Source organism: Amycolatopsis sp. NPDC047767 (assembly GCF_040704195.1).
GTDB lineage: Bacteria > Actinomycetota > Actinomycetes > Mycobacteriales > Pseudonocardiaceae > Amycolatopsis.
Genome location: NZ_JBEYSJ010000039.1, coordinates 49900 through 71429 on the forward strand (window position 1 = coordinate 49900; position 21530 = coordinate 71429).

Here is a 21530-nt window from a genome sequence, read left to right on the forward strand (position 1 = left end):
AGGATCTTGTTAGATTTTCCGAATGACAACGCTGCGCGCCCTGGAATGTCTGGTCGCCCTCGTGGAAGAGGGCTCGGTGACGCGTGCCGCGGCCTCGTTGCAGATGTCGCAGCCCGCGCTGTCGCACCAGCTCGCCTCGCTCGAACGCGAGATCGGCACCCCGATGGTGCAGAAGATGGGCCGTGGCGTGCGGGTGACCGCCGCGGGCCACGCGGTCGCGGAAGAGGCGCGGGTGGCGTTGAAGGCGTCCGAACGCGCGGTGCGCGTGGGCCGGCAGATCGGGTCCGGCGGCGCGGGGCGGCTGCGGATCGCCTGCGCCGAGACCATGACGGCGTGGCTGCTCGTCCCGGTGCTGCGGCACTGGCGGGCGCGCCGGGCCGAGGTGCTGATCGAGCTCAGTGAGCACACCAGCTCCGACCGGATGGTGGAACTCGTGGCGTCGGGCGAGGTCGACGTCGCCGTCGGACCGCGGCCGTCGGAGACGGGTGAGCACCTCGAAGTGCTCGGCGAGGAGGAGGTGGTGGTCGTCGCGCCGGCGGGCCACCCGTTCGGCGAACGCCTGTCGGTGCCGTTCGCGGATCTCGCGGCGGAGCCGTTCGTCCATTTCGTGAGTGACAACGGGTTGTCGGTGTGGCTCGACCAGCTGGCCGCGGACCACGGTGTGGTGCTGGATCCCGTGCTGCGCACCAGGAGCCCCCGCACGGCCGCGCAGCTCGCGGCCGCGGGCATGGGCGTGACGATCGTTCCCGTCTCGGCGCTGCCTCCTCGCCCGCCGGGGGTGGTGCGGCGGCTGGATCCTCTGGTGGAGCGGGAGATCGTCGTGGTGGTCGCGGCGCCGTCGGACTCGCTGGTCGACCTGTTCGTGGGCGATCTTCGACGGCGTGGGTTGCCCGGAGGCCGTCCGGCGCGCGCGAACTGAGAGTGTGACGGAATTCTTTCGGCCTCGGCGCCGCGGGTTCCGCGTCGCCTGACGCGGCTACCGTGACGCTCGACCTGGTTGTCGACCGGGAACGCGAAATGGGTTCGCACTCTCTTCTCCCGCAATGATTCTCGCGGCTCTGGCGCGCGTTCCCCCGATCACGGAAGAAGCGCGTACGTGGATCAGCTGCAGGCTTTTGTACTCGACGTCGACGGGACCGACATCCAAGCGGAGGGCGCGCGGTTGCGCGCCGGCGGCTCGGCGGTGGTGGTGGAGCTGCCGGGCGGGGTCCGTGCCTGGGCGGTCGGCCACGCCGGCACGCTCAAGTCCCTGCTGACCGACAGCAGAGTGTCCAAGGATCCGCGGCAGCACTGGGCCGCGTGGAAGGAAGACCGCATCGCCGCCGACTGGCCGCTGCGGCTCTGGGTTTCGGTGCAGAACATGTTCACCGCCTACGGAAGCGACCACCGGCGGTTGCGCTCGCTGGTCGCGTCGGGCTTCACCGCGAAGCGGACGATGGAGCTCAAGCCGTGGGTGGAACGCATCACGGCGACGCTGCTCGACGAGGTGGCCGCGCTGGGCCGGGCCGACGTCGTCGACCTGCGAGCGGCTTTCGCGTATCAGCTGCCGGTGGAGGTCATCTGCCGGTTGTTCGGTGTGGACGACTCACAGCGCGCCGGCCTGCGCAAGGTGGTGGACACCGTCTTCGACACGACGACCACCCCCGAAGCCGCGCAGGCCAACGCCGAGGACATGTACCGGATCCTCACGGGCCTGGCCGAGCAGAAACGCGCGCGGCCCGGCGACGACGTGACGAGCGCGATCATCCAGGCCGACTCCGACCGCTTCGGCCGGCTCACCGACGCCGAGGTCGTCGACACCCTCATCCTCATGCTGACCGCCGGGCACGAGACGACCGTGAACCTGCTGGACCAGGCCGTGACGGCGATGCTCACGCACCCGGAGCAGCTCGCGCTCGTGCGGTCCGGCGAGCGCACGTGGAGCGACGCGGTCGAGGAAACCCTGCGGTGGCAAGCACCCGTGGCGTACCTGCCGCTGCGGTACGCGGTGGCCGACATCGACCTGGGTGACGTCGTCATCCCCGAGGGCGACGCGATCCTCGCCGCCTACGCCGCGGCCGGCCGGGACGAGGCGGAGTACGGCGAGACCGCGGGCGAGTTCGACATCATGCGCGGGGTGAAGCGGCACCTGGCGTTCGGGCATGGGATCCACCACTGCCTCGGTGCCCCGCTGGCGCGGCTGGAGGCGACGACGGCGTTGCGGATGTTGTTCGAGCGGTTCCCGGACCTCGCTTTCGCGGAACCGTCGGCACGGCTGGTGCCGATGAGCTCGTTCCTGTCCAACGGTCACGCGGAGCTGCCGGTGCGCCTGGGGCGTGACGCAGCTGTGTGACGGGCGGACCGGTGGCCTCGATGCCTCGGGGCCACCGGTTTTCGGCTCAGGTCAGGGGTTCGCCGCCGTCGACGCGCAGGGTCACGCCGGTCAGGAACGGGTTGGTCATCGCGAAGAGCACGGCCGACGCGATGTCGTCGACGGTGCCGATGCGCCGCGCCGGGTTGTGCGTGCGGAAGTGCTCGAAGTAGGCGGCTTTGCCTTCTTCGCCCAGGGCGTCCCAGATGCCGGTGTCGATGACACCCGGGGAGATGGCGTTGACGCGGATCGGCGCCAGCTCCAGTGACAGCGAGCGGGTGAGGAAGTCGGCTGCGCCGTTGGTGATGGCGACGCCGAGGAAACCGACCGCGGGCTTGAACGCGGCCACGCCGGAGAACAGCGTGAAGGATCCGTCTTCGGAGAGGTGCGGCGCGAAGTGCTTGGCGAGCATGACAGGTCCGATGACCTTCGTGTCGAACGAGCGGCGCAGCGCGTCGCGGTCCAGCTCTTCGAGGAGGCCGCGGGCGCGCGACGACGCCGTGGTGACGAGGTGGTCGACCTGGCCCAGACGTTCGGCCAGTGCGGCGATGGACTCGTCGACGGTGACGTCGACCTCTTCGGCGCGGATGCCCTCGTCGTCGTAGGCCTGGGCCAGCTTGGCCGGGTCGCGGCCCGCGACCACGACCTGGGCGCCCTCGGCGCGGGCCGCGAGCGTGACCGCCCGGGCGATGCCGCTCGGCCGTCCGATGACCAGAACCGTCCGGTTTTCCAGCGCTGTCTCCACGGCCGTCCCTCCCGTGCTCCTCTGTGGACTCTTCCACCGTAGGGCCCGGGCGCGGCGGGGAGCCATCGATGTTGTGGCTGGTCAGGTGAGGTTTTGTGCATGGATGGATGGCAACCATTAGGTGGGTATCCGGCTGTCGACCTTGATCGTTCGGCTGGGTGAAAGTCCGGGCCTTGCATCTGTGAGACTAATGGGTATAGCGTAGTTGTACGCGTTAGTTAGACGGTGGGTGAAGCATTCGCCGGCTCTCGCTCACGGGCAGAAAACTTTCATGAAGCGGGCCGAGCCCCCGGCCTACGCTTCCTCGCGGGACTGTGCAAAGGAGACACACTCATGTCCGAATCCCTCAAGGGACGCAAGGTTCTCGTCGTCGGTCGCGGTAGTGGCATCGCCCGGGCGGTGGTGCTCGCGGTGCGCGCCGCGGGTGCGGAGGTCGTCGTCGCCGGTCGCGACGAGGAGAAGCTCAAGGGCGCGTACGACGATCCGGGCGTCTCGGTCGAAACGGTCGACCTGACCGACGAAGCCAGCGTGGCCGCGCTCGCCGAGCGTCTCGGGCAGGTCGACCACGTCGTGTCCACGGCGTCGGCCCGCGCCCGCGGCCTGGTCGGTGACCTGGCGCAGGGCACGATCGCGCTTTCGTTCGAGACCAAGGTCATCGGCCCGATCCTGCTGGCGAAGCACCTGGCCCCGAAGATGCCGGCCGACGGCTCGATGGTGATCTTCTCCGGCGCGACGGCCCGCAAGCCGTCGATCGGGATGCTGGCCGTCGCCGCCACCAACGGCGCGGTGGACTCGTTGACGAAGGCGCTCGCGGTGGAGCTCGCACCGATCCGCGTCAACGCCGTCTCGCCGGGCACGATCGACACCGGCGCGTACGACGCCCTCGGCGACGACAAGAAGGCCGCGCTCTTCGCGCAGCGTTCGGCGAGCAACCCCGCGCGGCGGATCGGGACGTCGGAGGACATCGCCGACGCGGTGCTCTTCGCGCTCACCAACGGGTTCGTGACCGGGGTGTCGCTGGGCGTCGACGGTGGCGAGCCGCTGGTGTGACGCTGTCCTGAGTGGACGGTCGTAAGGGTTCGGCGCGGTCCCGATCGGGCGCGTCGTGGGGGATCGAAACGATGAACGGAGGTTCGTGATGCCGTTGCCGTGGTTGCTCGCTCCGCAGCCGGACGTGTTCCGGGGCAAGTTCCTCGTGCCCGGCGCGTTGCCGGATCGCCTGTCGTACCGCGAACCCCTGCGACGCCGGCTGCGGGTGCGGTTCGCGGGGGAGTGGATCGCGGACAGCGAGGACGTCGTTCTCCTGCACACGCCGGGCCGGTTTCCGGTCGCGTACTTCCCGGCCGCGGACGTGCGGGTCGAGGTGCTGGAGTTCCGCCAGCGCACGACGCTGCACCCGGATCTCGGGAAGACGGCGTGGTTCGCCGTCCGCGTCGGGGACTGGGTTCACGAGGGCGCGGCGTGGCAGCACGTGCGGCCGCCGGCTCATGCGGCTGAGTTCGCGAACCTCGTCGCTTTCTCGTGGCGGGCGATGGACGGGTTCCAGGAGGAGGACGAGCCCGTCACCGCTCATGCCGCGGACCCCTACCACCGCATCGACGTCCGGAACGCCTCGCGCGAGGTAGTGGTCGAAGTGGACGGACGGGTGGTCGCGAAGTCGCGCCGGTCGCGGGTGCTGTACGAATCGGACCGGGAGCCGCAGTGGTATTTGCCGCGGGCGGACGTCGACGAGACCGCGTTGGCCGAGGAGACCTTGCGGACTCGGTGCCCGTACAAGGGGGTGGCGACGTACTACGCCATCGGTGGGCAGTCCGGGGCGGCGTGGTCCTATACGGACGCTCCGGCGGAGTCGGCGGCGGTCGCGGGGTTCGTCGCGTTCGACCCGAACAAGCTCGGGGTGTACGTCGATGGCAAGCGGTTGCACGACACGCTCGGCCGCGGTGGAGCGAGGACGGGGCTGGATCGGGCGTTCGCTTCGCGTCGCTGAGGTGGGCCGCGGCGGCTGGGACGCTGAGGTGGGGTGTCATGGCCGGGGTGTTGCGGCCGGGACATTGACGTCAGTGGCCGTCCGCGAACAGTCGTTCGCAGTGGTCGAGGAACACCTGCGCTCGGTGCGTGAGCGGGCCTCCGGCCGGCCAGCCCATGATGACGGGTGTCGAAGGTGCCTTTTCGCGCAACGGAAGTGCGATTACTGCCAGGCCTTCGTAGGAATGCGACAGCGCGGGTTGCTGAACGGTCATCGAGTAGCCGAGACCGCGTGCGACAAGCGACCGTGCGAGTTCGAAACTTCGCGCCCGGTGTGCGGGAACCATCGCCAGCTGCGCGGACTCGAACACGGCACGGAAGTAGCGCTCGCTCGGGGGCACGTCGAGCAGGATGAAGGGCTCGTCGGCCAGCTCTTCGAGCGAGACCGACTCGCGGCCGGCCAGCCGGTGGTCGCCCGGCAGGAGGATCGCGGGCTGCTGGTCGTACAGGGTCCGGAACGTGATCGCCGGGTAGACGTCCTGTTGGTAAAGGAACGCGATCTCGCACCGGCCGTCGAGCAGGTGGTCCTGGATCTCGGGCAGGCTGCCCTCGACGAAGCGCACCGACACGTCCGGATGGTCGTTTTCGAACGTCGCGATCGCGGCCGGCAGGTGGAACGGCGCGATCGGGCCGTAGCAGCCGACGACCAGCGTGCCGCTCACGTCGCGGCTCAGCCCCCGGGCCTCGACGCCGAGGTCGCTCATGGCCCCGACCACCCGCCGCGCGTCGGTGAGCACCTGTTTGCCCGCCGCGGTGAGCGAAGCGCCACGCCGGGGTGAACGGATCACCAGCCGCAGGCCGAGGGCGCGTTCCACCTCGGTGAGGGCCAGGGAGATGGCGGCCTGTGAGACGTGGCAGCGCTCGGCCGCGGTGGTGAGCGAGCCCGTTTCGGCGACGGCGATCAGGTATTCGAGCTGCCGGATCGTCACGTTCGGCAGATTCATGAGCTGATCATATAACTGGGCTCAGTTCTTCAAGCTGGACTCGGTAGTCGCTGGTTGGCAGTGTTGCCGAGGTGACTCAGACGCGGAAGCACCGATACCCGTTCGCGGCGTACGCCCCGCTGCGGCTGCCTGTCGACGAGGGGCTGCGCCGCGGCGCCGAGTTCCACCGCCACCTGGACCGGCGGCGGTCGGTGCGCTGGTTCTCACCCGATCCCGTGCCGGCCGAGGCGATCGAGCTCGCGGTGCGGGCGGCCAACACCGCACCCAGTGGTGCGCACCAGCAGCCGTGGACGTTCGTCGCCACGCAGGATGTGGTGGTGAAACACCAGATCCGGGTGGCGGCCGAACAAGAAGAGCAACGTTTCTACCACGAACGCGAGATCCCCGAGTGGCGTGCCGCGCTCGCGCCGCTGGAAACGGACGAGCACAAGGAGTTCCTGGAAGTCGCACCCTGGCTCGTGGTGGTGTTCGCGCAGAAACACCGGGTGTTGCCGAACGGACAGCTGCAGAAGACGTGCTACGCGTCCGAAAGCGTCGGGATCGCGTGTGGGTTTTTCCTCGCCGCGCTGCACTCGATGGGGCTCGCGACGCTGACGCACACACCGAACCCGATGGCGTTCCTGAGCCGGGTGCTGCACCGTCCGTCGACCGAGCGGCCGTACATCCTCTTCCCGGTGGGCTATCCGGCCGACGACTGCGAGGTCCCCGCCCTCACGCGGAAACCGCTGTCGGACGCACTGGTGTTCGTCGGCGACTGAGCATTCAGGACCGGGTGCGTTCAGGACCCCGGGTGCGTTCGGGGCCGGGCGCGTTCGGGACGCGGTGTTTTCAGGACACGGTGCTGTTCAGAACGGAACACAATGCGTTCAGGACACGGTGATCGGGTCGTCCAGGTGGAGCGTGCCCGGCCGCACGACCTCGGCGTACGCGCCCGCGCACGGCATGGCCTTGCCGAGGCCCGCGACGTCGATGCGGTTGCCCGCCATCACCGCCCGCACCGCCTGCGGGTTGCGCGGCAGCGTGCCGTGGGCGAGTGACGGCACGGCACACCGCGGGGTCGGCAGCGTGACCCTCAGCCGCGCGCCCGTTCCGGCGTCGCCGAACTGGATTTCCTTGCCCAGCCAGTGGTTCTCCACGAACGCGCCGGTGCCGGGCGGGGTCGCGATGACGAGGTTCGGCCGGTAGCGGATGGCCTCGGTGTCGAGGTGGTCCAGCGTTGCGGTGCTGATGAGGTGGATCGGGGAGTGGTCCACGAAGTTGCGCCCGGGCGTGCCCTGGCCGATCTGCAGGGTCTGGGCCGGAACGACGGCGCTCACGCCGTTGTCGAGGACGTCTTCCGGGTCCGGGCGTTCGACGGACGCGCCGTCGGGCCGGATCCCGGACACCGTGATCGCGCGGCCCAGCAGGTCCGACAGCCGCGAGCCGGCTTCGGGGTCGTCGGCGGCCAGTCTGGTGCCGTCCGGGAAGGTGATGAACACCCGGCCGTCGGTCTCGGCCGCCAGCTCCAGGAGCCGGCGCCACAAGCGCGGGTGTTTCGCCGTCGCGACAAAGCCGGTGTCGGAATCGATCACGGCGAGCGTGCGGTCGCCATCGAGGCCGGCCGCGCCCACCCGCGCTTCCGTGACTTCCTCGCCGAGCATGGATTTCACCGGATAACGCCGCAATGCCACTACACGCACGTCTGCCTCCTCAGGGGTGTCCGGAACCGCACACGGAATGGTGGACGACGAACGCGATGCCCACCCGCGTGGCACGGGCGGACGGGTTGTGCAGCCGGTGCGTGCGGCCGGAGGTCGAACTGGGTGGGGCCGCCGGACCTGAGCGCGATCTCCTCGTCGTCTTGTGCAGCCGGTGCGTGCGGCCGGAGCCCGAACCGGATGGAGCCGCGGGACTTGAGCGCCATCTCCTCGGCGCCCTGGAGCGCGCGCCGTCGCGGACGTGGCGCCTTCTCTCGCCGGCGTGGTGCACGGCGCCGGTTTCGGTGCCGGGCACCAGCTCGAGCCTGACCACCGCGATCGTGGCGCGCGGCCCGCTGAGCACTTCGTCGCGTCCCTCGGCGTTTTCGTGCGCCACGCCCTGTCCGGCGCGCACCAGGTGGTATTCCTCGCCGGGCTGGTCGGCCACGAGCTTGCCGATTGAGGTGCCGTACGTCCGCGCGAGCTGCAGGGGGCTGCCGATCGAGATGGCGTCCGTGGGCGCGATCTGCAGGGGGCTGCCGATTGAGGCGCCGTCCGTGGGCGCGAGCTGCGGGAGGCTGCCGATTGAGGCGCCGTCCGTGCGCGCGACCTGCGGGCTGCCGATCGAGGGCCGCGGTTCCCTGCGCTCGAGGCGCGACAGCTGGGCGATCCCCGTGAGCTCCGCGAGGCGAGTGAGAGTGAGCCCGCGGTCGGCGCGCCCCTGCTGAAGTTTGCGCGCAACCGGGCGCCCGATGTCGTCGTCACCCATGGTCGGCACCCGCCCGGTGGCCGGTCACGCGCCGGCCTGGCGGGTGCGCTGGTAGTGGCGGCGGGCCTTCATGCGGTTGCCGCACACGGCCATCGAGCACCAGCGGGCGGTGTTCGGCTTGCTGTGGTCGATGAGGAACAGCCGGCACTCCGGGTTCGCGCACGGCCGCAGCCGGCCGGGGCTCGCGTGGCGCAGCGTGTCCCAGGCCAGCACCGCGCGCGAGGCGGCCGCGCGCCCGGAGGCGGTGTCGAGGTCCCACTTGATCCCGCCGTCGTCGAAGACGGCGCGGTAGCTGAGGCCGTCGACGAACGGGGCCAGCGCCTCGGGCCCCGCGTCGCCGCGCACGACGTCCTGCAACGCCGCGCGCACGTCGACCAGCGCGCGCCACTCCTGCGCGGACGTCGGCTGGCCGTGGGCGGCGAGCCACTCGCGGCCCAGCTCGGCGTCGGCGAGCTCGTCTTGAGGCGTCCCGTCGAGCACCGGAGTGGTGTTCAGCAGGTCGAGCAGCAGCTTCTCGTCGGTCACGACTCCAGGATAACCGGCAAACTCGGGGTTGACAAGTTAGGCACGCCCTGTTTGAGTACTAACCATCAAACAACTCGTGAGGAGTTAGAACTCATGGCCGCAGTCCACCACCGCTACGCCACCGTCGACGGCCGGCAGCTCTTCTACCGCGAGGCCGGGCCCGCCGACGCCCCCGTGCTCGTGCTGCTGCACGGCTTCCCGACCAGCTCGTTCATGTTCCGGAACCTGATCCCGGCGCTGGCCGACCGCTACCACGTGATCGCGCCCGACCACCTCGGTTTCGGCCTGTCCGACGCGCCTTCGGCCGACGAGTTCGACTACACCTTCGAGGCGCTGACGGACCTCACGGCCGGCCTGCTGCGTCAGCTCGACATCACCCGCTACGCGATCTACGTGCAGGACTACGGCGCCCCCATCGGCTGGCGCCTCGCGCTCGCGAACCCCGACGCCATCACCGCGATCGTCACGCAGAACGGCAACGGCTACGACGCCGGTTTCGTCGAGGGGTTCTGGAAGGTCGTGTGGGACTACCAGGCCGAGCAGAACGCCGAAACCGAGGCCGGCATCCGCAGCGCGCTCAGCCTCGAGCTGACGAAGTGGCAGTACCTCACCGGCGTCCCCGACGAAACCCTCGTCAGCCCCGACACCTGGAACCATGACTTCGCCCTGCTTTCACGCCCGGGCAACGACGAGATCCAGCTCGCGCTCTTCCGCGACTACGCCACCAACCCGCCGCTGTACCCCGCCCTGCACGAGTACCTGCGCAAGACCCAGCCGCCCGTCCTCGCGGTCTGGGGCAAGAACGACCCGATCTTCGGCCCGGACGGCGCCACCGCCTTCACCACCGACGTGCCCACCGCCGAAATCCACCTCCTCGACGGCGGCCACTTCCTCCTGGAAACCGCCGGCGCCGAGGTCGCCGCCCACATCCGCGACTTCCTGGGCCGCGTGCCTTCGCCGCACTGAGCTTTGGTCGCGGTGGTGCCCGTTCTTCCGCCACCACCGGCTTTCCTTCGGGCGGCCTGACCCTTGTGCGACGCCATCCCCGCCGCGCGGGGCCTGCCGCCGCGGCGGGTCGGCGCCGGGTCTTCCACCACTACCGGCTTTCGTCCGGGCGGCCCGCCCCTGCGCGACGCCATCCCCGGCGCGCGGGGCCTGTGGGCGCGGCGGGCCGGTGTTCGTTCTCCCGCCATTGCCGGCTTTCCTTCGGGCGGCCTGACCCTTGTGCGACGCCATCCCCGCCGCGCGGGGCCTGCCGCCGCGGCGGGTCGGCGCCGGGTCTTCCACCACTACCGGCTTTCGTCCGGGCGGCCCGGCCCTGCGCGGCGCCATCCTCGTCGCGCAGGGGCCTGTGGGCGCGGCGGGCCGGTGTTCGTTCTCGCGCCATTGCCGGCTTTCCTTCGGGCGGCCTGACCCTTGTGCGACGCCATCCCCGTCGCGTAACGCGCGTGGCCGCGGCGGGTCGGCGCCGCGTCTCCCGCCACTACCGGCTTTCCTCCGGGCGGCCTGCCCTTCCGCGACGCCACCCCCGTTGCGCAGGGCGCGTGGCGCCGGCGGGCCGGCGCCCGGAGCCCGCGCTCCGGCCGCCGGCCCGTGTCGATCTTGTGTGTTGAAGCCTTTACTTACGTTGTTGAGGCAGTGGCGTGCCGTATCAACTCTGCCGAACCGGAGGTGGGGCCAGGGTCGCTTTCTCGTCCGCCGTGATGCGACGGGTGCCCGCGACGTCGGCGGGCAACTGCACCTGGCACGCGCGGTCCACCGAAATGCACCGCCACACGGCCGCGGGCCCGGACCCGGCCGACGGTGACCAAGTCGTCGCGGCGCAGGATCGCTGCGCGTTGTGCATCAAGCGGTGTCACAAGTCGCTCCCCTTTTGGTTTGGCTAGTGGGGCAGACCACGACTTTCGATGGGCGGTGGGGAAGCAGGCGGTGACGGGTTTCGGGGGACTCCGTCACCACCTGCCGGCGAGGGGGCGGAGCAGCGGGGGAGGGAGAGCGGCTGCTCCGCGGGTCACAGTGTGCGCCCGTCCGGGCGATTTGCCCCGAAACCGGACTGAACGGCCAGTGATGTCTGTCCGGGTGGTCACTCCGCCCTCGGGACCGGCATCCGTAGCCGTTCGATGAGATCTGGACGCCGTCGGCGGCGCATCGAGACCGGCATGGTCCACGTCAACGACGCCACCATCCACGACGAACCCATCGGGGCATTCGGTGGCGAGAAACGTCCGGGCCGCCTCAACGGCGAGTGGAGCCTCACCGAGTTCACCACGCTGAAGTGGATCTCCGTCCACCGTGCACGCCGGATCTTCCCGTGCTGACCATGTCCCCCGAGGCCGGCGAAGGCGGCGCGAGCTTCGCCGACCCGATCGCCGCGGAGGTCGCCGTCCTGGGCCGTGTCAGCGCGCGCCGAGCTTCTTCTTGCGCGTCATGACCAAGCGCGCGTGGATCAGCCCGAGGAGCCCCAGGTGCGCGAGGACAAGGGCGACGACCGGGCTGTGCCGTTCCACGGGGAAGCAGTCGTCGAGGGTGTAGTCCTGCCAAGCGATCGCGGGGTCACACGCCTCGCCGGACGGGGTCACGAAGTCCGGGCCTCCGATCATGCCGCGGAACGTGAGGAACACCCCGACGATGAGAGCCGCAACGCTGGTGATGGCGACGATGGCACGTGCTGACACAGACTGCTCCTCGGATCCGCGGGTCGATCACTCGATCGCGGCATTCGTCTCCTTCGTTACGTTCCAGGCGCACGGGACACGAAGCAGTTCGCCGTCGCGGTGGCCAGGAGCGTGCCCGCGGTGTCCTCGAGGCGCGCTTCGGCCAGGACGACCTGGGACCCCGAGTGGAGCGCGCGGCCGGTGGCGGTGATCGGCCCTGTGTCGATGCGGATGGCCTTGAGAAAACGGACGGAAAGGTCCAGAGTGCTGAACCCGCTGCCGAGCGGGAGGGTCGTGTGCACGGCGCACGCGGCCGCCGAATCGAGCATCGTGGCGTAGAGGCCACCGTGGACGGTCCACATCGGATTGTAGTGGTACTCGCCCGGTGTGAGGCGGAAAACGGTCTCACCAGGCGACGCCGACACCAACCGAAGGCCGACGAGGTCCATCATCGGCGCGGATGGGATGTCGCCGCGCGCCATGGCCCGCAGGAACTCCAGGCCGCTGAGCTCGGCCGCCGCACTGGCGAACGCGAGGTGATCGGCCCAGGAAACGGTGCGGACCCGCTCGGCGGGTTCGGTGCCGGCGGCGAGCTTGGCGGGCTCTGCGATGCGTGTGCGCTCGGCTGGCGCGGTGGTGGCGGCGGGCTTGGCGGATTTGGTGGTGGTGGTGTGCATCCGCTCGGCGGGCTCCGGGGTGGTGGTGTGTTTGTGCTCGGCGGACTCGGTTTTGGCGGTGGGTGTGTGGTCGCTGGCCACGGTGCGCACCCGCGCTGCGGGCTCTGTCGTCGTGGCCGCGGCTGAGGTGCGTTTGTGCTCGGTGGTGGCGCACGCCCGCTCGGCGGGTTCGGTGGTGGCGCTGCGGACGCGGTCGGGCGACTCGGTGGTGTTGGCGGGCGTGGTGCTGTCGGTCATGGGGTTTCCTTCACCGCGGCGAGCGCGTTCAGCGCCGCGTGGAGGCCCGTGTCCACGGCGGCGCGCATGAGGTGCGGGCGGCGCTCGGTGCGGCCGATGTGGGGGCTGCCGAGGGGCGGGCGGATCTGCAGGGTCGCGGGGTGCGTGGCCAGCAGGCGTTCCTCTTCGGATCTGAGGGTTGCGCGGGCGAGCCAGGGTTCGAGGGCGCCCGGTGCGTGGCGGGCGAACCAGCGGGTCGCGACGAGGCGTTCGCCGCGGGAGGGAGCGGTCGCAGTGGTCTCGTCGGAACGTCGGGTGCGGAAGGCGACGAGGTGTGTCGCTTTCTGCGCAAGCGCTGTTCGGATGGGAACGGATTCGCTCACGCCGGCGTCGACGAAGTGTCGGCCGGCGATCTCGATCGGTTCGCCCGCGAGCAGGGGCATGGCGGTCGACGCGCGCAGGGCGGCCTGCAAGCCGGCCTGGTCGTGGAGGTGCTCGTGCAGGTCGGCGGACTCGCCGGTCATCGCGTCGGTGGCGGTGGGGTGGAACTCGACGGGGTTGTCGAGGATCTCCCGGAACCCCATCGGGACGACCTCGGTGTAGAGCGTGTGGACGAGAAACTCCGTGTCCACCACCGGCCGCCGGCTCAGGAGGCGCTTCGGGTTGATCGTCCGGCCCATGATCATCGGGTCCCACCACGCGTGCTGGGTGCTTTCCGCACGTCCGCACAGCAGCCACGCGCCGTTGAGCGCGCCGGCGGAGCTCCCGTAGACGGCGTCGAACAGCGGCAGCAATCCGAGTTGTTCGATGGCGATCGTCATGCCGCTCGAATACGCACCTCGAGAGCTCCCGCCCTCGATGAGCAGCACCAGGCGAGCGTCGTCGCCGCGGTTTCCGGGGGTGCTCCCGCTGCGCCGGCGTTCTCGCAGCAACTCCACGACGGCTTCGGTCACCGGTGAACCTTCTTTCGTTCGGATGTGAGAAATTTCCCCTGAGTGACGGCGAGCAGCGCCCCCACGACGGTGATCACCGCACCCGCGACCTGCACGGCGGTGAACGACTCACCGAGGAACACCACGGAAGTCACAGTGCCGAACACCGGCACCGCGAACATGGTGATCGTCGCGGTCACCGGGCTGACGGCCCGCAACCCCCGGTAGTAGAACAGGTACGCGATCGCCGTCGGTCCGATCGCGAGGAACACGAGGTTCCCCCACGTGAGCGTGGACACCGATGTCCATTCAGTACCAGAAAATGAGGGAATTGCGACAAGCACCAACGCCAACGCGCCCACACCCGTCGCATACGTCGTGGCCCGCAACGGTTCCATGCCGCTCAGCACCTTCTTCGACGCGATGCTGTACGCGGCCCAGCACGCCGCGCCCGCCAGGTAGACGAAGTCGCCGGCGAGGCGGGTTCCGCTGAACCCCGCACCACCCCCGCCGACGCCGAGGAAGAACACCACCGAGCCCGCGATCCCCAGCACCAGCCCGGCGATGCGCGCACCGGACGCCGATTCCTTACCGGTCACCAGGAAGTACAGCGTGGTCAGCACGGGACTGAGCACGGGCACGATGATGCTGCCGTCGATCGCGGGGGCGAGGGAAAGCCCCCAGAAGAAAAAGAAGTTGTACGCGAACACCCCGACGAGCCCGACCAGCCCGGCTCGCACCAGGTCACGCCAGGAAAAGCGCGCCGAACCCGGGCGCACGCACAGCAACACCACGAGAATCACCGCGCCCGCCCCGAACCGCAGGCAGGCGGCGACGTCGTGCGGCAGCTCGCCCACCACGACCTTCGAGCTGGTGAACGCCGCCCCGAACAACACCATCGTGATGAGCAGGTAGGAGTACGGAGCGACGCCACCGTCGCGTTGTTCGGGCATGAGTTCGGTCCACTTCGTTCCGGGTACGGGAAAAGGCTGGGGATCACACCGATCCTCGCCGCCCCGCGCGCGGATTTCTTGTACGTTCCTTGCATGGCAGGCGAGTCCGAGATCACCGCCTGGAGCCCCGGCGTTCCCGGCATCAGCGAGGTGTTCCACGCGCACTTCGTGCGGCACGCCTACCCCGTGCACACGCACACCGTGTGGACGTTGCTGATCCTCGACGACGGCGTGCTCCAGTACGACCTCGACCGCCACGAGCACGGCACCCTGCGTTCGCAGGTCGTGCTCCTGCCGCCGCACGTGCCGCACAACGGCCGCACCGCGGCGCCGCACGGGTTCCGCAAGCGCGTGCTGTACCTGCCCGAGGACGCACTCGACGCCCGCCTGATCGGCCCGGCGACCGACCAGCCGAACCTGCCGGACCCGAAGCTGGCGGACCGGATCAGCCGGCTGCACGACACGCTCGCCGCACCGGGCGACGAGTTCGAGGCGCAGAGCCGGCTCGCGTTCATTTTCGAACGCCTCGGCACACACCTGCGCCACGACGTGATCCGCCGCGAGCCCGACCGCGGGCTGGCCGACGACCTGCGCGACCTGCTGGACTCGCGGATCGTCGCCGGGCTGCCGCTCGACGAGGCGGCGCGCCTGCTGCACGCGGACCCGACGCACCTGATCCGCGCGTTCACACGGCGGTTTTCGCTGCCGCCGCACCTGTACCTCACCGGCCGCCGCGTGGAGCTGGCGCGGCGCTTGCTGCTGGCCGGTGTCCCGGCCGCCGCGGTCGCCACCGAGGTCGGCTTCTACGACCAGTCGCACCTGACCAGGCACTTCAAGCGCATGCTGGGCGTGAGCCCGGCGCGGTTCGCCGGACGGCGATGAGGCCACGGCTACTCCCACAGGTCCGTCGACAGGTACTTCAGGCCCGAGTCGGGGATGACGACGGCGACCGTGGCGCCGGCGAGCTCGTGCCGCAGGAGCTTGAGGGCTGCGGCGACGTTGGCGCCGGCGGAGAAACCGGCGAAGATGCCTTCACGGGTGGCGAGCCCGGCCGGGGGTACTTCGCCGCCGAGGCACCGGCTCCGCACCTGCGGCTGGGGTTTGCCGACGCCTCGGGTGCGCAGGAAATCACAGAAGGTGTTCGCCGTCTCGCAACGGCGTGTGCGGAAGTCAACCTTTGAGCAGGGCACGCGCCATCACCATTCGCTGGATCTGGTTGGTGCCTTCGTAGATCTGCGTGATCTTCGCGTCGCGCATCATGCGTTCGACCGGGAAGTCGCGGGTGTAGCCGGCGCCGCCGAACAGCTGGACGGCGTCGGTGGTCACCTGCATGGCCACGTCGGAGGCGAAACACTTCGCGCTGCTGGCGAAGAAGGTCTTGTCCGGCTCGCCGCGTTCGACCTTCGCGGCGGCCAGGTACACGAGGCTGCGGGCGGCCTCGATCTTCATGGCCATGTCGGCGATCATGAACTGCACGCCCTGGAACTCGGCGATCGTCTTGCCGAACTGTGTGCGTTCTTTGACATACCTGCGTGCGGCATCGAGCGCGCCCTGTGCGATTCCCACCGCCTGGGCGCCGATGGTGGGCCGGGTGTGGTCGAACGTGCGCATCGCGGTCTTGAAGCCCGTGCCCGGTTCGCCGACGATGCGGTCGGCCGGGATGGTGCAGTCGGTGAAGTAGAGCTCGCACGTCGGGGAGCCCTTGATGCCGAGCTTGCGTTCCTTCGCGCCGACCTCGAAGCCCGGGTCGTCGGCGTGGACCACGAAGGCCGAGATGCCGGCCGCGCCCTGGCCGGGGTCGGTCACGGCGAACACGGTGTACCAGGTGGCCACGCCGGAGTTGCTGATCCAGGCTTTGGCGCCGTTGAGGACCCAGTGGTCGCCGTCGAGCCGGGCCCTGGTTTTCATGGCGACGGCGTCCGAGCCGGATTCCCGCTCGGAAAGTCCGTAGGCGAACAAGGCCTGTCCGTTTGCCAACGTCGGCAGGACCTGCTTCTTGAGGTCTTCCGACGCCGAGAGCAGCACGGGCATGCTGCCCAGCTTGTTGACCGCCGGGATCAGCGACGAGCTCACGCACACCCGCGCGACCTCCTCGATCACGAGGCAGGCGGCCAGGCCGCCCGCGCCTTCGCCGCCGTACTGCTCGGGGACGTGGACCGCGTGGAACCCGGCGGCCGTCAGCGCCGCGCGGGCTTCTTCGGGGAAGCGCGAGTTCTCGTCGACGTCGGCGGCGTGGGGAGCGATTTGTTTTTCGCACAGGGAACGTACGGTTGCGCGCAGTTCGTGGTGTTCTTCGGACATCCGGAAGGCGTCGAAGTCAGGGTTCGCGAACGGCTGGTTCATGTCGGTCTCCATCTGCCGAGGGGAGGGTCAAGGGCTGACCGCCGAGCATCATGAGGGGGATGGTGGCGAGCGTGGCCAGCGCGGCGATCACGAGCCACAGCGCGTAGGAGGCGCCGCCGGCGAGCGCGGCGAGCAGGTACGGCGCGGCGAACCCGAGGTAGGCCAGTGCGTAGAAGATGCTGACGAGTCCGGCGAACTCGTGTTGCTCGGCCATGCGTTCCACTTTGTCCAGTCCGGTGACCACGAGGATGCCGTAGCCGGTGCCGAGGACCACGGCCGTCACGAGGACGAGCGGGGTGGCCGGGTGCCACGCGACGAGCGCGGTGCCGGCCAGGCCGAGTGCGGTGACGAGCAGGCCGGCGACGGGGGCGTGCAGGTGCCCGGCGTGCGCGAGGCGGCGCGCGATCGGCTGGACGAGCGCGCCGAGCGGCAGCGTCAGGCCGCCGACCAGGCCACTGAACGCGACGGGTGTGCTGATCGAGCTCGCCGTGTGGCTGGGGAGCAGCGCGGGCAGCGTCGCGATGCTGATCGCGACCGTCCCGAACACCCACGGCGCCCACGGCACCACGCCGAGCAGGAAGTGGCGCGACACCGCCGGCCGCGGCAGCCACTGCACACGCTCGGCCCGCGCGAGCGCCGGCGCGGTTTCCGGCACCCGCCACGCGAGCACCAGCACTCCGGCCATCAGCGCCAGGTGCACGACGTACGGCAGCTCCACCGGCCACGGCAGCCACTGCGCGAGCGCGCCGGCCAGCAACGGCCCGATCCCGAACCCCAGCGACAACGCGGCGGCCGAGCGCCGGGCCCCGCGGCCGGGCGAGGACAGCTCCGTCACCCACGCCGTGCCCGCGCTGTACGCCGCGCCGGACGCGACGCCCGCCAGGAACCGCCCCACGTACAGCGAAGGCCACCACACCGGGCCGAGCATCAGCACGAGCGTGGCCAGCACCGAGACGAGCATCGCCGGCCGCAACACGGCGCGCCGCCCATACCGGTCCGCCGCCCGCCCGCTGAAGATCAGCGCCGGCACCAGGCCGACGGCGTAGATGCCGAAGATGCTCGTCACCGCCGACTCCGGCAACCCGAGCTCACCGCGGTAGACCAGCAACAGCGGCGTGAAGTGGTTCGCTCCCCACGCAACGCCGAACAACGCGGCCGCCGCCCGCACCCAGGCGACCCGACTGTGTGGGGACTCGTGCACGTTCAACTCCTAGGCGAGATTTCCGGTGTGGTGATGGGGATGTGGGGGTGGTGGGGGTCTTCGGTGGTTGGTGAGGGTTTCGGTGGGGTGGTTGGGGTGCGCGGGCTGTGCGCTGCGGCGTGGTGTTGGGAACGGGTCGGTTTGGTGTTGCCCCGGGACGGTTTGCGGCTGATTTCTGGGCAGGTTTTGTTGTGGTGTTGGGGATGTGAGAGCCGCGGGGTTCGACGGCGGGTGGTGAGATTTTCGGCGCAACATCGGGGTGGGCCGGCGCGTGCTGCGCCGCGGTCGTGGGAACTGGTCAGGTCGATGTTGTTCGAGATGGTTCGCGGCCAGGTCGCAGACGGGGTTTGTTGCGGTGACCGGGGTGTGAGGGCAGTGGGCTTCTTCGGTGGCTGGCGCGGGTTTCGGCGGGGCGGCTTTGGTGCGGCGCGGGTTTTGGAATCGGGTGGTGCCGTGGTGGTCGAGATGGCCCGTGGTCGGCTGCCGGACGAAGGATTTGCGTGGTGGTCGCGAGGTCACGACCACCGGGCGCAGGGGTGGGGAGGCGGTGTTCGGAGTGGGCGGAGTCATGGCAGGTGGGCGGCGTCGACGGCCGGCCAGGTTGAGGGTGGGGGTTGGCGCAGCGAGGAGGGCGGGACGGGGGTGTGTTCTGCGGCGGCGTGGAGTTTGCCGTTGCGCGAGACGATGGAGCCGGCAGTGAGCATGGTGGTGATGAGGTCCGTGGCGAGGGACTCGGGGGAGCGGCGCAGCAGCCAGGCCGCGTCCTTGAGCCAGGCGCGGGCGTGGAGGTAGGGCTCGACCGCATCGGTGGGAATACCGTCGCGGATCATGAGGGCGTAGGCGAAGACGCGGCGGGCGCCGTACCAGACGGCGCCGTCGGGGTCGTCGACGAGGCGCTGGGCGCGGCGCGCGGCGTTGGCGAGGGCGGCGCCCGTGTCGGCGGGGATGGGGCCGTGTGCGGGAAGGAGCACGCGGGGGTCGAGATCGATCAGGTGGTGTACGGAATCGAGCGCGGTGGTGGTGGCGTCCGGACCGTCGAGGGCGAGGTTCACCCAGCCGACGTCGTAGTCGGACAGGGCGTCGCCGACGGCGAGGAGGCGTTCGTCGGGATGCCAGAGGGCGAGGTGGCCCGGGGTGTGACCGGGTGTTCGGATCACCTCCCACTCGGTGTCGCCGAGTAACAGCACCTGTCCGTCGTCGAGCAGTTCGTCGACGGAGTAGGGCGGGACGGGCTGGTCGAGGTACTCCATCTGGCAGCAACCGGGGTCGCGGCGGGCGACGGCGAGTGCGTCGCGCGCGCTGGCGGCGATGCCGGCGCCGTTGCGCTGCAGCAGGGCGTTGCCGCCGACGTGGTCGCAGTGCCAGTGGGTGTTCACGACCAGGCTCAGCGACGCGGTGTGCGCGCGGACCCACGAGGCCGTCTCCTCCGCGTGCCCGACGAAGCCGCTGTCCACGAGGGCCGGCTGCCGGCCGGGCAGCAGGAGCAGGTTCGCGTCGGGGAACGGGCGCTGCTGCCAGACCAGCCACGACGGCAATCGGTCGGTGTCGAACGGCACGGGTCCTCCTCCGGAGGTCGCCAGGCAGTGAGAGTCCACTGTGGAACGAGAGTCACGCGCGCACGCGCGCGGGAGCGGAGCTCCGAACGCCGTGCGGCACGGAAGTCATTGTCGCAAAAGGAAAACCGGCGATCAACGCGGTTACCCCCGTTCAAGGGTAGCGACGGACCGGCCGGAAAACGCATAGTCGCGGTATCCCGCCGAAGGAAGGATCGCCGTTGAGCACGAGCGACGCACACCGGGCCTACAAGGCGAGCCGCGACCAGCTGCTGGCGTTGCGCGGCAAGCACGTCCGCGCGGCCGAGGAGTTCCGCTGGCCCGAGCTGGGCAAGCGGTTCAACTGGGCCGTCGACTGGTTCGACGCCGTCGCCCGTGACAACGCGGACAACGACCGCCCCGCCCTCGTCATCGTCGAGGAAGACGGTTCGGAGACGCGCAGAACGTTCGGCGAACTGTCCCGCGCGTCCGATCGGCTGGCAGCGTGGCTGCGAAGCCGGGGAGTCCGCAAAGGACACCGCGTGCTGCTGATGCTGGGCAACCAGGTCGAGCTTTGGGAAAGCATGCTCGCGATCATGAAGCTCGGCGGCGTGATCATGCCGACGACGACCGCGCTCGGGCCCGCCGATCTCACCGACCGCATCGCCCGAGGCGAGCCCCGGCAGGTGATCTGCAACGCCGCCGACACCCCCAAGTTCGCCGACGTTCCCGGCGACTACACACGGATCAGCGTGGGGCCGGCTGACAAGTGGGCCGATCTCAACGAGGCCGCCGACCTGCCGCACACCCCCGTCGAGCACCCCGGCACCGCGCCCGGCGACCCGCTGCTGCTGTACTTCACCTCCGGCACCACGACACGGCCCAAGCTCGTGGAGCACACCCAGGTCTCCTACCCGGTCGGGCACCTCGCGACGATGTACTGGCTGGGCCTGTGGCCGGGCGACGTCCACCTCAACATCTCGTCGCCGGGCTGGGCGAAACACGCGTGGTCCTGCTTCTTCGCCCCGTGGATCGCCGAGGCGACGATCTTCGTCTACAACTACCGCCGCTTCGACGCCGCCGCGCTCCTGAACCAGCTGCGTGTGCGAAAAGTGACAACGTTCTGTGCGCCGCCCACCGTCTGGCGCATGCTGATCAACACCGACCTCGGGGACCGCCCGGCGGGCCTGCGTGAGGCGATCGGCGCGGGCGAACCGCTCAACCCCGAGGTGATCGAACGCGTCCGCGCGGCGTGGGGCATCACCATCCGCGACGGCTTCGGCCAGACCGAGACCACCGCCCAGGTCGGCAACACCCCCGAATCCGACGTCAAGCCGGGTTCGATGGGCCGCCCGCTGCCGGGCGTCCCGGTCGTGCTGGTCGAACCCGCGAGCGGCAAAGTCGTGCAAGGTCCGGGCGAGGGCGAAATCTGCCTCGACCTGGCACAACGCCCGCTGACGTTGATGACCGGCTACCTCGCCGACGACGAACGCACCGCCGAGGCCATGGCCGGCGGCTACTACCACACCGGCGACGTCGCCTCGATCGACGAGGACGGCTACCTCACCTACATCGGCCGCACCGATGACGTCTTCAAGGCCAGCGACTACAAGATCAGCCCGTTCGAACTCGAGTCGGTGCTCATCGAACACCCGGCCGTCGCCGAGGCGGCCGTGGTGCCCGCGCCCGACCCCGTCCGGCTCGCGGTGCCGAAGGCCTACATCGGGCTCGCGCCCGGACACGAGCCCACCAAGGAGACGGCGCTGTCGATCCTGCGCTACGCCCGGGAGAACCTGGCCCCGTACCAACGCGTGCGCCGCCTCGAGTTCGCCGATCTGCCCAAGACGATCTCGGGCAAGATCCGCCGCGTCGAGCTGCGGGCGCGTGAACTCGGCGCCGAGGCCACCATCGAATGGCGTGACGACCAGTTCCCCGACCTGACCCGCTGAACCGCGACCCGCCCAGCCGCTGAACCGCCGCACCCCGAC

Annotated in this window: 21 protein-coding genes and 1 pseudogene; 9 read left to right on the plus strand and 13 right to left on the minus strand. The window is 70.1% G+C overall.

Annotated features, from left to right (window positions below):
• Nucleotides 1-22 precede the first annotated feature (22 nt).
• Complete coding sequence (locus AB0878_RS41940) at nucleotides 23-919, plus strand: LysR family transcriptional regulator (protein WP_366587419.1); 897 nt, start codon at nucleotides 23-25, stop codon at nucleotides 917-919.
• Nucleotides 920-1096: 177 nt separating this feature from the next.
• The gene (locus AB0878_RS41945; RefSeq protein WP_366587421.1) at nucleotides 1097-2332 is read left to right on the plus strand and encodes a cytochrome P450; all 1236 of its coding nucleotides are present in this window, start codon (nucleotides 1097-1099) and stop codon (nucleotides 2330-2332) included.
• A gap of 46 nt (nucleotides 2333-2378) precedes the next feature.
• On the opposite strand, the gene AB0878_RS41950 is transcribed toward AB0878_RS41945, so the two are convergent.
• Nucleotides 2379-3095 (minus strand): SDR family oxidoreductase, encoded by a 717-nt coding sequence (locus AB0878_RS41950; RefSeq protein ID WP_366587424.1) that lies wholly within the window; start codon nucleotides 3093-3095, stop codon nucleotides 2379-2381.
• Nucleotides 3096-3428: 333 nt separating this feature from the next.
• Here AB0878_RS41950 and AB0878_RS41955 point away from each other — a divergent pair, with 333 nt between their 5' ends.
• Both AB0878_RS41955 and AB0878_RS41960 read left to right on the plus strand, forming a co-directional pair.
• Nucleotides 3429-4145 (plus strand): SDR family oxidoreductase, encoded by a 717-nt coding sequence (locus AB0878_RS41955; RefSeq protein WP_366587426.1) that lies wholly within the window; start codon nucleotides 3429-3431, stop codon nucleotides 4143-4145.
• Nucleotides 4146-4233: 88 nt separating this feature from the next.
• Entirely contained in the window at nucleotides 4234-5082 is an 849-nt protein-coding gene (locus AB0878_RS41960; protein WP_366587428.1) for a DUF427 domain-containing protein, read from the plus strand.
• Nucleotides 5083-5152: 70 nt separating this feature from the next.
• On the opposite strand, the gene AB0878_RS41965 is transcribed toward AB0878_RS41960, so the two are convergent.
• Nucleotides 5153-6064 (minus strand): LysR family transcriptional regulator, encoded by a 912-nt coding sequence (locus AB0878_RS41965; protein ID WP_366587431.1) that lies wholly within the window; start codon nucleotides 6062-6064, stop codon nucleotides 5153-5155.
• A gap of 71 nt (nucleotides 6065-6135) precedes the next feature.
• On the opposite strand from AB0878_RS41965, the gene AB0878_RS41970 reads away from it, so the two are divergent.
• The gene (locus AB0878_RS41970; protein WP_366587434.1) at nucleotides 6136-6822 is read left to right on the plus strand and encodes a nitroreductase family protein; all 687 of its coding nucleotides are present in this window, start codon (nucleotides 6136-6138) and stop codon (nucleotides 6820-6822) included.
• 108 nt (nucleotides 6823-6930) lie between these two features.
• Here AB0878_RS41970 and AB0878_RS41975 read toward each other — a convergent pair whose 3' ends face one another.
• Genes AB0878_RS41975 through AB0878_RS41985 form a run of 3 tightly spaced genes read right to left on the minus strand, consistent with a single transcriptional unit; the run spans nucleotide 6931 to nucleotide 9034 of the window.
• On the minus strand, nucleotides 6931-7743 hold the full coding sequence (locus AB0878_RS41975; protein ID WP_366587437.1) for an MOSC N-terminal beta barrel domain-containing protein: 813 nt from the start codon (nucleotides 7741-7743) through the stop codon (nucleotides 6931-6933).
• A 10-nt stretch (nucleotides 7744-7753) separates the two neighbouring features.
• Entirely contained in the window at nucleotides 7754-8509 is a 756-nt protein-coding gene (locus AB0878_RS41980; protein ID WP_366587439.1) for a helix-turn-helix transcriptional regulator, read from the minus strand.
• Nucleotides 8510-8533: 24 nt separating this feature from the next.
• Nucleotides 8534-9034 carry a CGNR zinc finger domain-containing protein gene (locus AB0878_RS41985; RefSeq protein ID WP_366587441.1) on the minus strand — a complete coding sequence of 167 codons (501 nt, stop codon included), beginning with the start codon at nucleotides 9032-9034 and terminating at the stop codon, nucleotides 8534-8536.
• Between the two features lie 93 nt (nucleotides 9035-9127).
• Between AB0878_RS41985 and AB0878_RS41990 the strand changes: the two genes are divergently transcribed.
• Both AB0878_RS41990 and AB0878_RS41995 read left to right on the plus strand, forming a co-directional pair.
• Entirely contained in the window at nucleotides 9128-10000 is an 873-nt protein-coding gene (locus AB0878_RS41990) for an alpha/beta fold hydrolase (protein WP_366587443.1), read from the plus strand.
• Nucleotides 10001-11136: 1136 nt separating this feature from the next.
• A pseudogene (locus tag AB0878_RS41995) lies at nucleotides 11137-11352 on the plus strand (aldehyde dehydrogenase family protein); the annotation flags it as partial.
• 78 nt (nucleotides 11353-11430) lie between these two features.
• On the opposite strand, the gene AB0878_RS42000 reads toward AB0878_RS41995, so the two are convergent.
• From AB0878_RS42000 to AB0878_RS42015, 4 genes are read right to left on the minus strand one after another with little or no spacing between them, the layout of a single operon-like run.
• Nucleotides 11431-11709, minus strand: a complete 279-nt coding sequence (locus tag AB0878_RS42000; protein ID WP_366587446.1) for a hypothetical protein — start codon at nucleotides 11707-11709, stop codon at nucleotides 11431-11433.
• Nucleotides 11710-11765: 56 nt separating this feature from the next.
• Complete coding sequence (locus tag AB0878_RS42005; RefSeq protein ID WP_366587448.1) at nucleotides 11766-12602, minus strand: PaaI family thioesterase; 837 nt, start codon at nucleotides 12600-12602, stop codon at nucleotides 11766-11768.
• The gene (locus tag AB0878_RS42010) at nucleotides 12599-13534 is read right to left on the minus strand and encodes a patatin-like phospholipase family protein (RefSeq protein WP_366587450.1); all 936 of its coding nucleotides are present in this window, start codon (nucleotides 13532-13534) and stop codon (nucleotides 12599-12601) included. The genes AB0878_RS42005 and AB0878_RS42010 overlap by 4 nt, the downstream gene beginning before the upstream one ends.
• A complete protein-coding gene (locus AB0878_RS42015; protein ID WP_366587452.1) occupies nucleotides 13531-14466 on the minus strand; it encodes a DMT family transporter in 936 nt (311 codons plus the stop codon). Before AB0878_RS42015 ends, AB0878_RS42010 begins: the two co-directional genes overlap by 4 nt.
• A 93-nt stretch (nucleotides 14467-14559) precedes the next feature.
• Here AB0878_RS42015 and AB0878_RS42020 point away from each other — a divergent pair, with 93 nt between their 5' ends.
• Complete coding sequence (locus AB0878_RS42020) at nucleotides 14560-15348, plus strand: AraC family transcriptional regulator (protein ID WP_366587454.1); 789 nt, start codon at nucleotides 14560-14562, stop codon at nucleotides 15346-15348.
• Between the two features lie 8 nt (nucleotides 15349-15356).
• Here AB0878_RS42020 and AB0878_RS42025 read toward each other — a convergent pair whose 3' ends face one another.
• The 4 genes from AB0878_RS42025 to AB0878_RS42040 all read right to left on the minus strand — a co-directional run bounded on the left by AB0878_RS42025 (nucleotide 15357) and on the right by AB0878_RS42040 (nucleotide 19566).
• Nucleotides 15357-15554 (minus strand): hypothetical protein, encoded by a 198-nt coding sequence (locus AB0878_RS42025; RefSeq protein WP_366587456.1) that lies wholly within the window; start codon nucleotides 15552-15554, stop codon nucleotides 15357-15359.
• Between the two features lie 82 nt (nucleotides 15555-15636).
• The gene (locus tag AB0878_RS42030; RefSeq protein WP_366587458.1) at nucleotides 15637-16809 is read right to left on the minus strand and encodes an acyl-CoA dehydrogenase family protein; all 1173 of its coding nucleotides are present in this window, start codon (nucleotides 16807-16809) and stop codon (nucleotides 15637-15639) included.
• On the minus strand, nucleotides 16784-18010 hold the full coding sequence (locus tag AB0878_RS42035) for an MFS transporter (protein WP_366587460.1): 1227 nt from the start codon (nucleotides 18008-18010) through the stop codon (nucleotides 16784-16786). The genes AB0878_RS42030 and AB0878_RS42035 overlap by 26 nt, the downstream gene beginning before the upstream one ends.
• A 566-nt stretch (nucleotides 18011-18576) precedes the next feature.
• Nucleotides 18577-19566 carry an MBL fold metallo-hydrolase gene (locus AB0878_RS42040; protein ID WP_366587463.1) on the minus strand — a complete coding sequence of 330 codons (990 nt, stop codon included), beginning with the start codon at nucleotides 19564-19566 and terminating at the stop codon, nucleotides 18577-18579.
• Nucleotides 19567-19784: 218 nt separating this feature from the next.
• On the opposite strand from AB0878_RS42040, the gene AB0878_RS42045 reads away from it, so the two are divergent.
• Nucleotides 19785-21491, plus strand: a complete 1707-nt coding sequence (locus AB0878_RS42045; protein WP_366587465.1) for an AMP-binding protein — start codon at nucleotides 19785-19787, stop codon at nucleotides 21489-21491.
• Nucleotides 21492-21530: the final 39 nt, after the last annotated feature.

Coding starts and splice junctions, on each gene's coding strand:
- AB0878_RS41980 (WP_366587439.1), bottom strand. CDS start 8,509: ATGGGTGACGACGACATCGGGCGCCCGGTTGCGCGCAAACTTCAGCAG.
- AB0878_RS42020 (WP_366587454.1), top strand. CDS start 14,560: ATGGCAGGCGAGTCCGAGATCACCGCCTGGAGCCCCGGCGTTCCCGGC.
- AB0878_RS41965 (WP_366587431.1), bottom strand. CDS start 6,064: ATGAATCTGCCGAACGTGACGATCCGGCAGCTCGAATACCTGATCGCC.
- AB0878_RS42015 (WP_366587452.1), bottom strand. CDS start 14,466: ATGCCCGAACAACGCGACGGTGGCGTCGCTCCGTACTCCTACCTGCTC.
- AB0878_RS41960 (WP_366587428.1), top strand. CDS start 4,234: ATGCCGTTGCCGTGGTTGCTCGCTCCGCAGCCGGACGTGTTCCGGGGC.
- AB0878_RS41940 (WP_366587419.1), top strand. CDS start 23: ATGACAACGCTGCGCGCCCTGGAATGTCTGGTCGCCCTCGTGGAAGAG.
- AB0878_RS41955 (WP_366587426.1), top strand. CDS start 3,429: ATGTCCGAATCCCTCAAGGGACGCAAGGTTCTCGTCGTCGGTCGCGGT.
- AB0878_RS41990 (WP_366587443.1), top strand. CDS start 9,128: ATGGCCGCAGTCCACCACCGCTACGCCACCGTCGACGGCCGGCAGCTC.
- AB0878_RS42030 (WP_366587458.1), bottom strand. CDS start 16,809: ATGAACCAGCCGTTCGCGAACCCTGACTTCGACGCCTTCCGGATGTCC.
- AB0878_RS42005 (WP_366587448.1), bottom strand. CDS start 12,602: ATGACCGACAGCACCACGCCCGCCAACACCACCGAGTCGCCCGACCGC.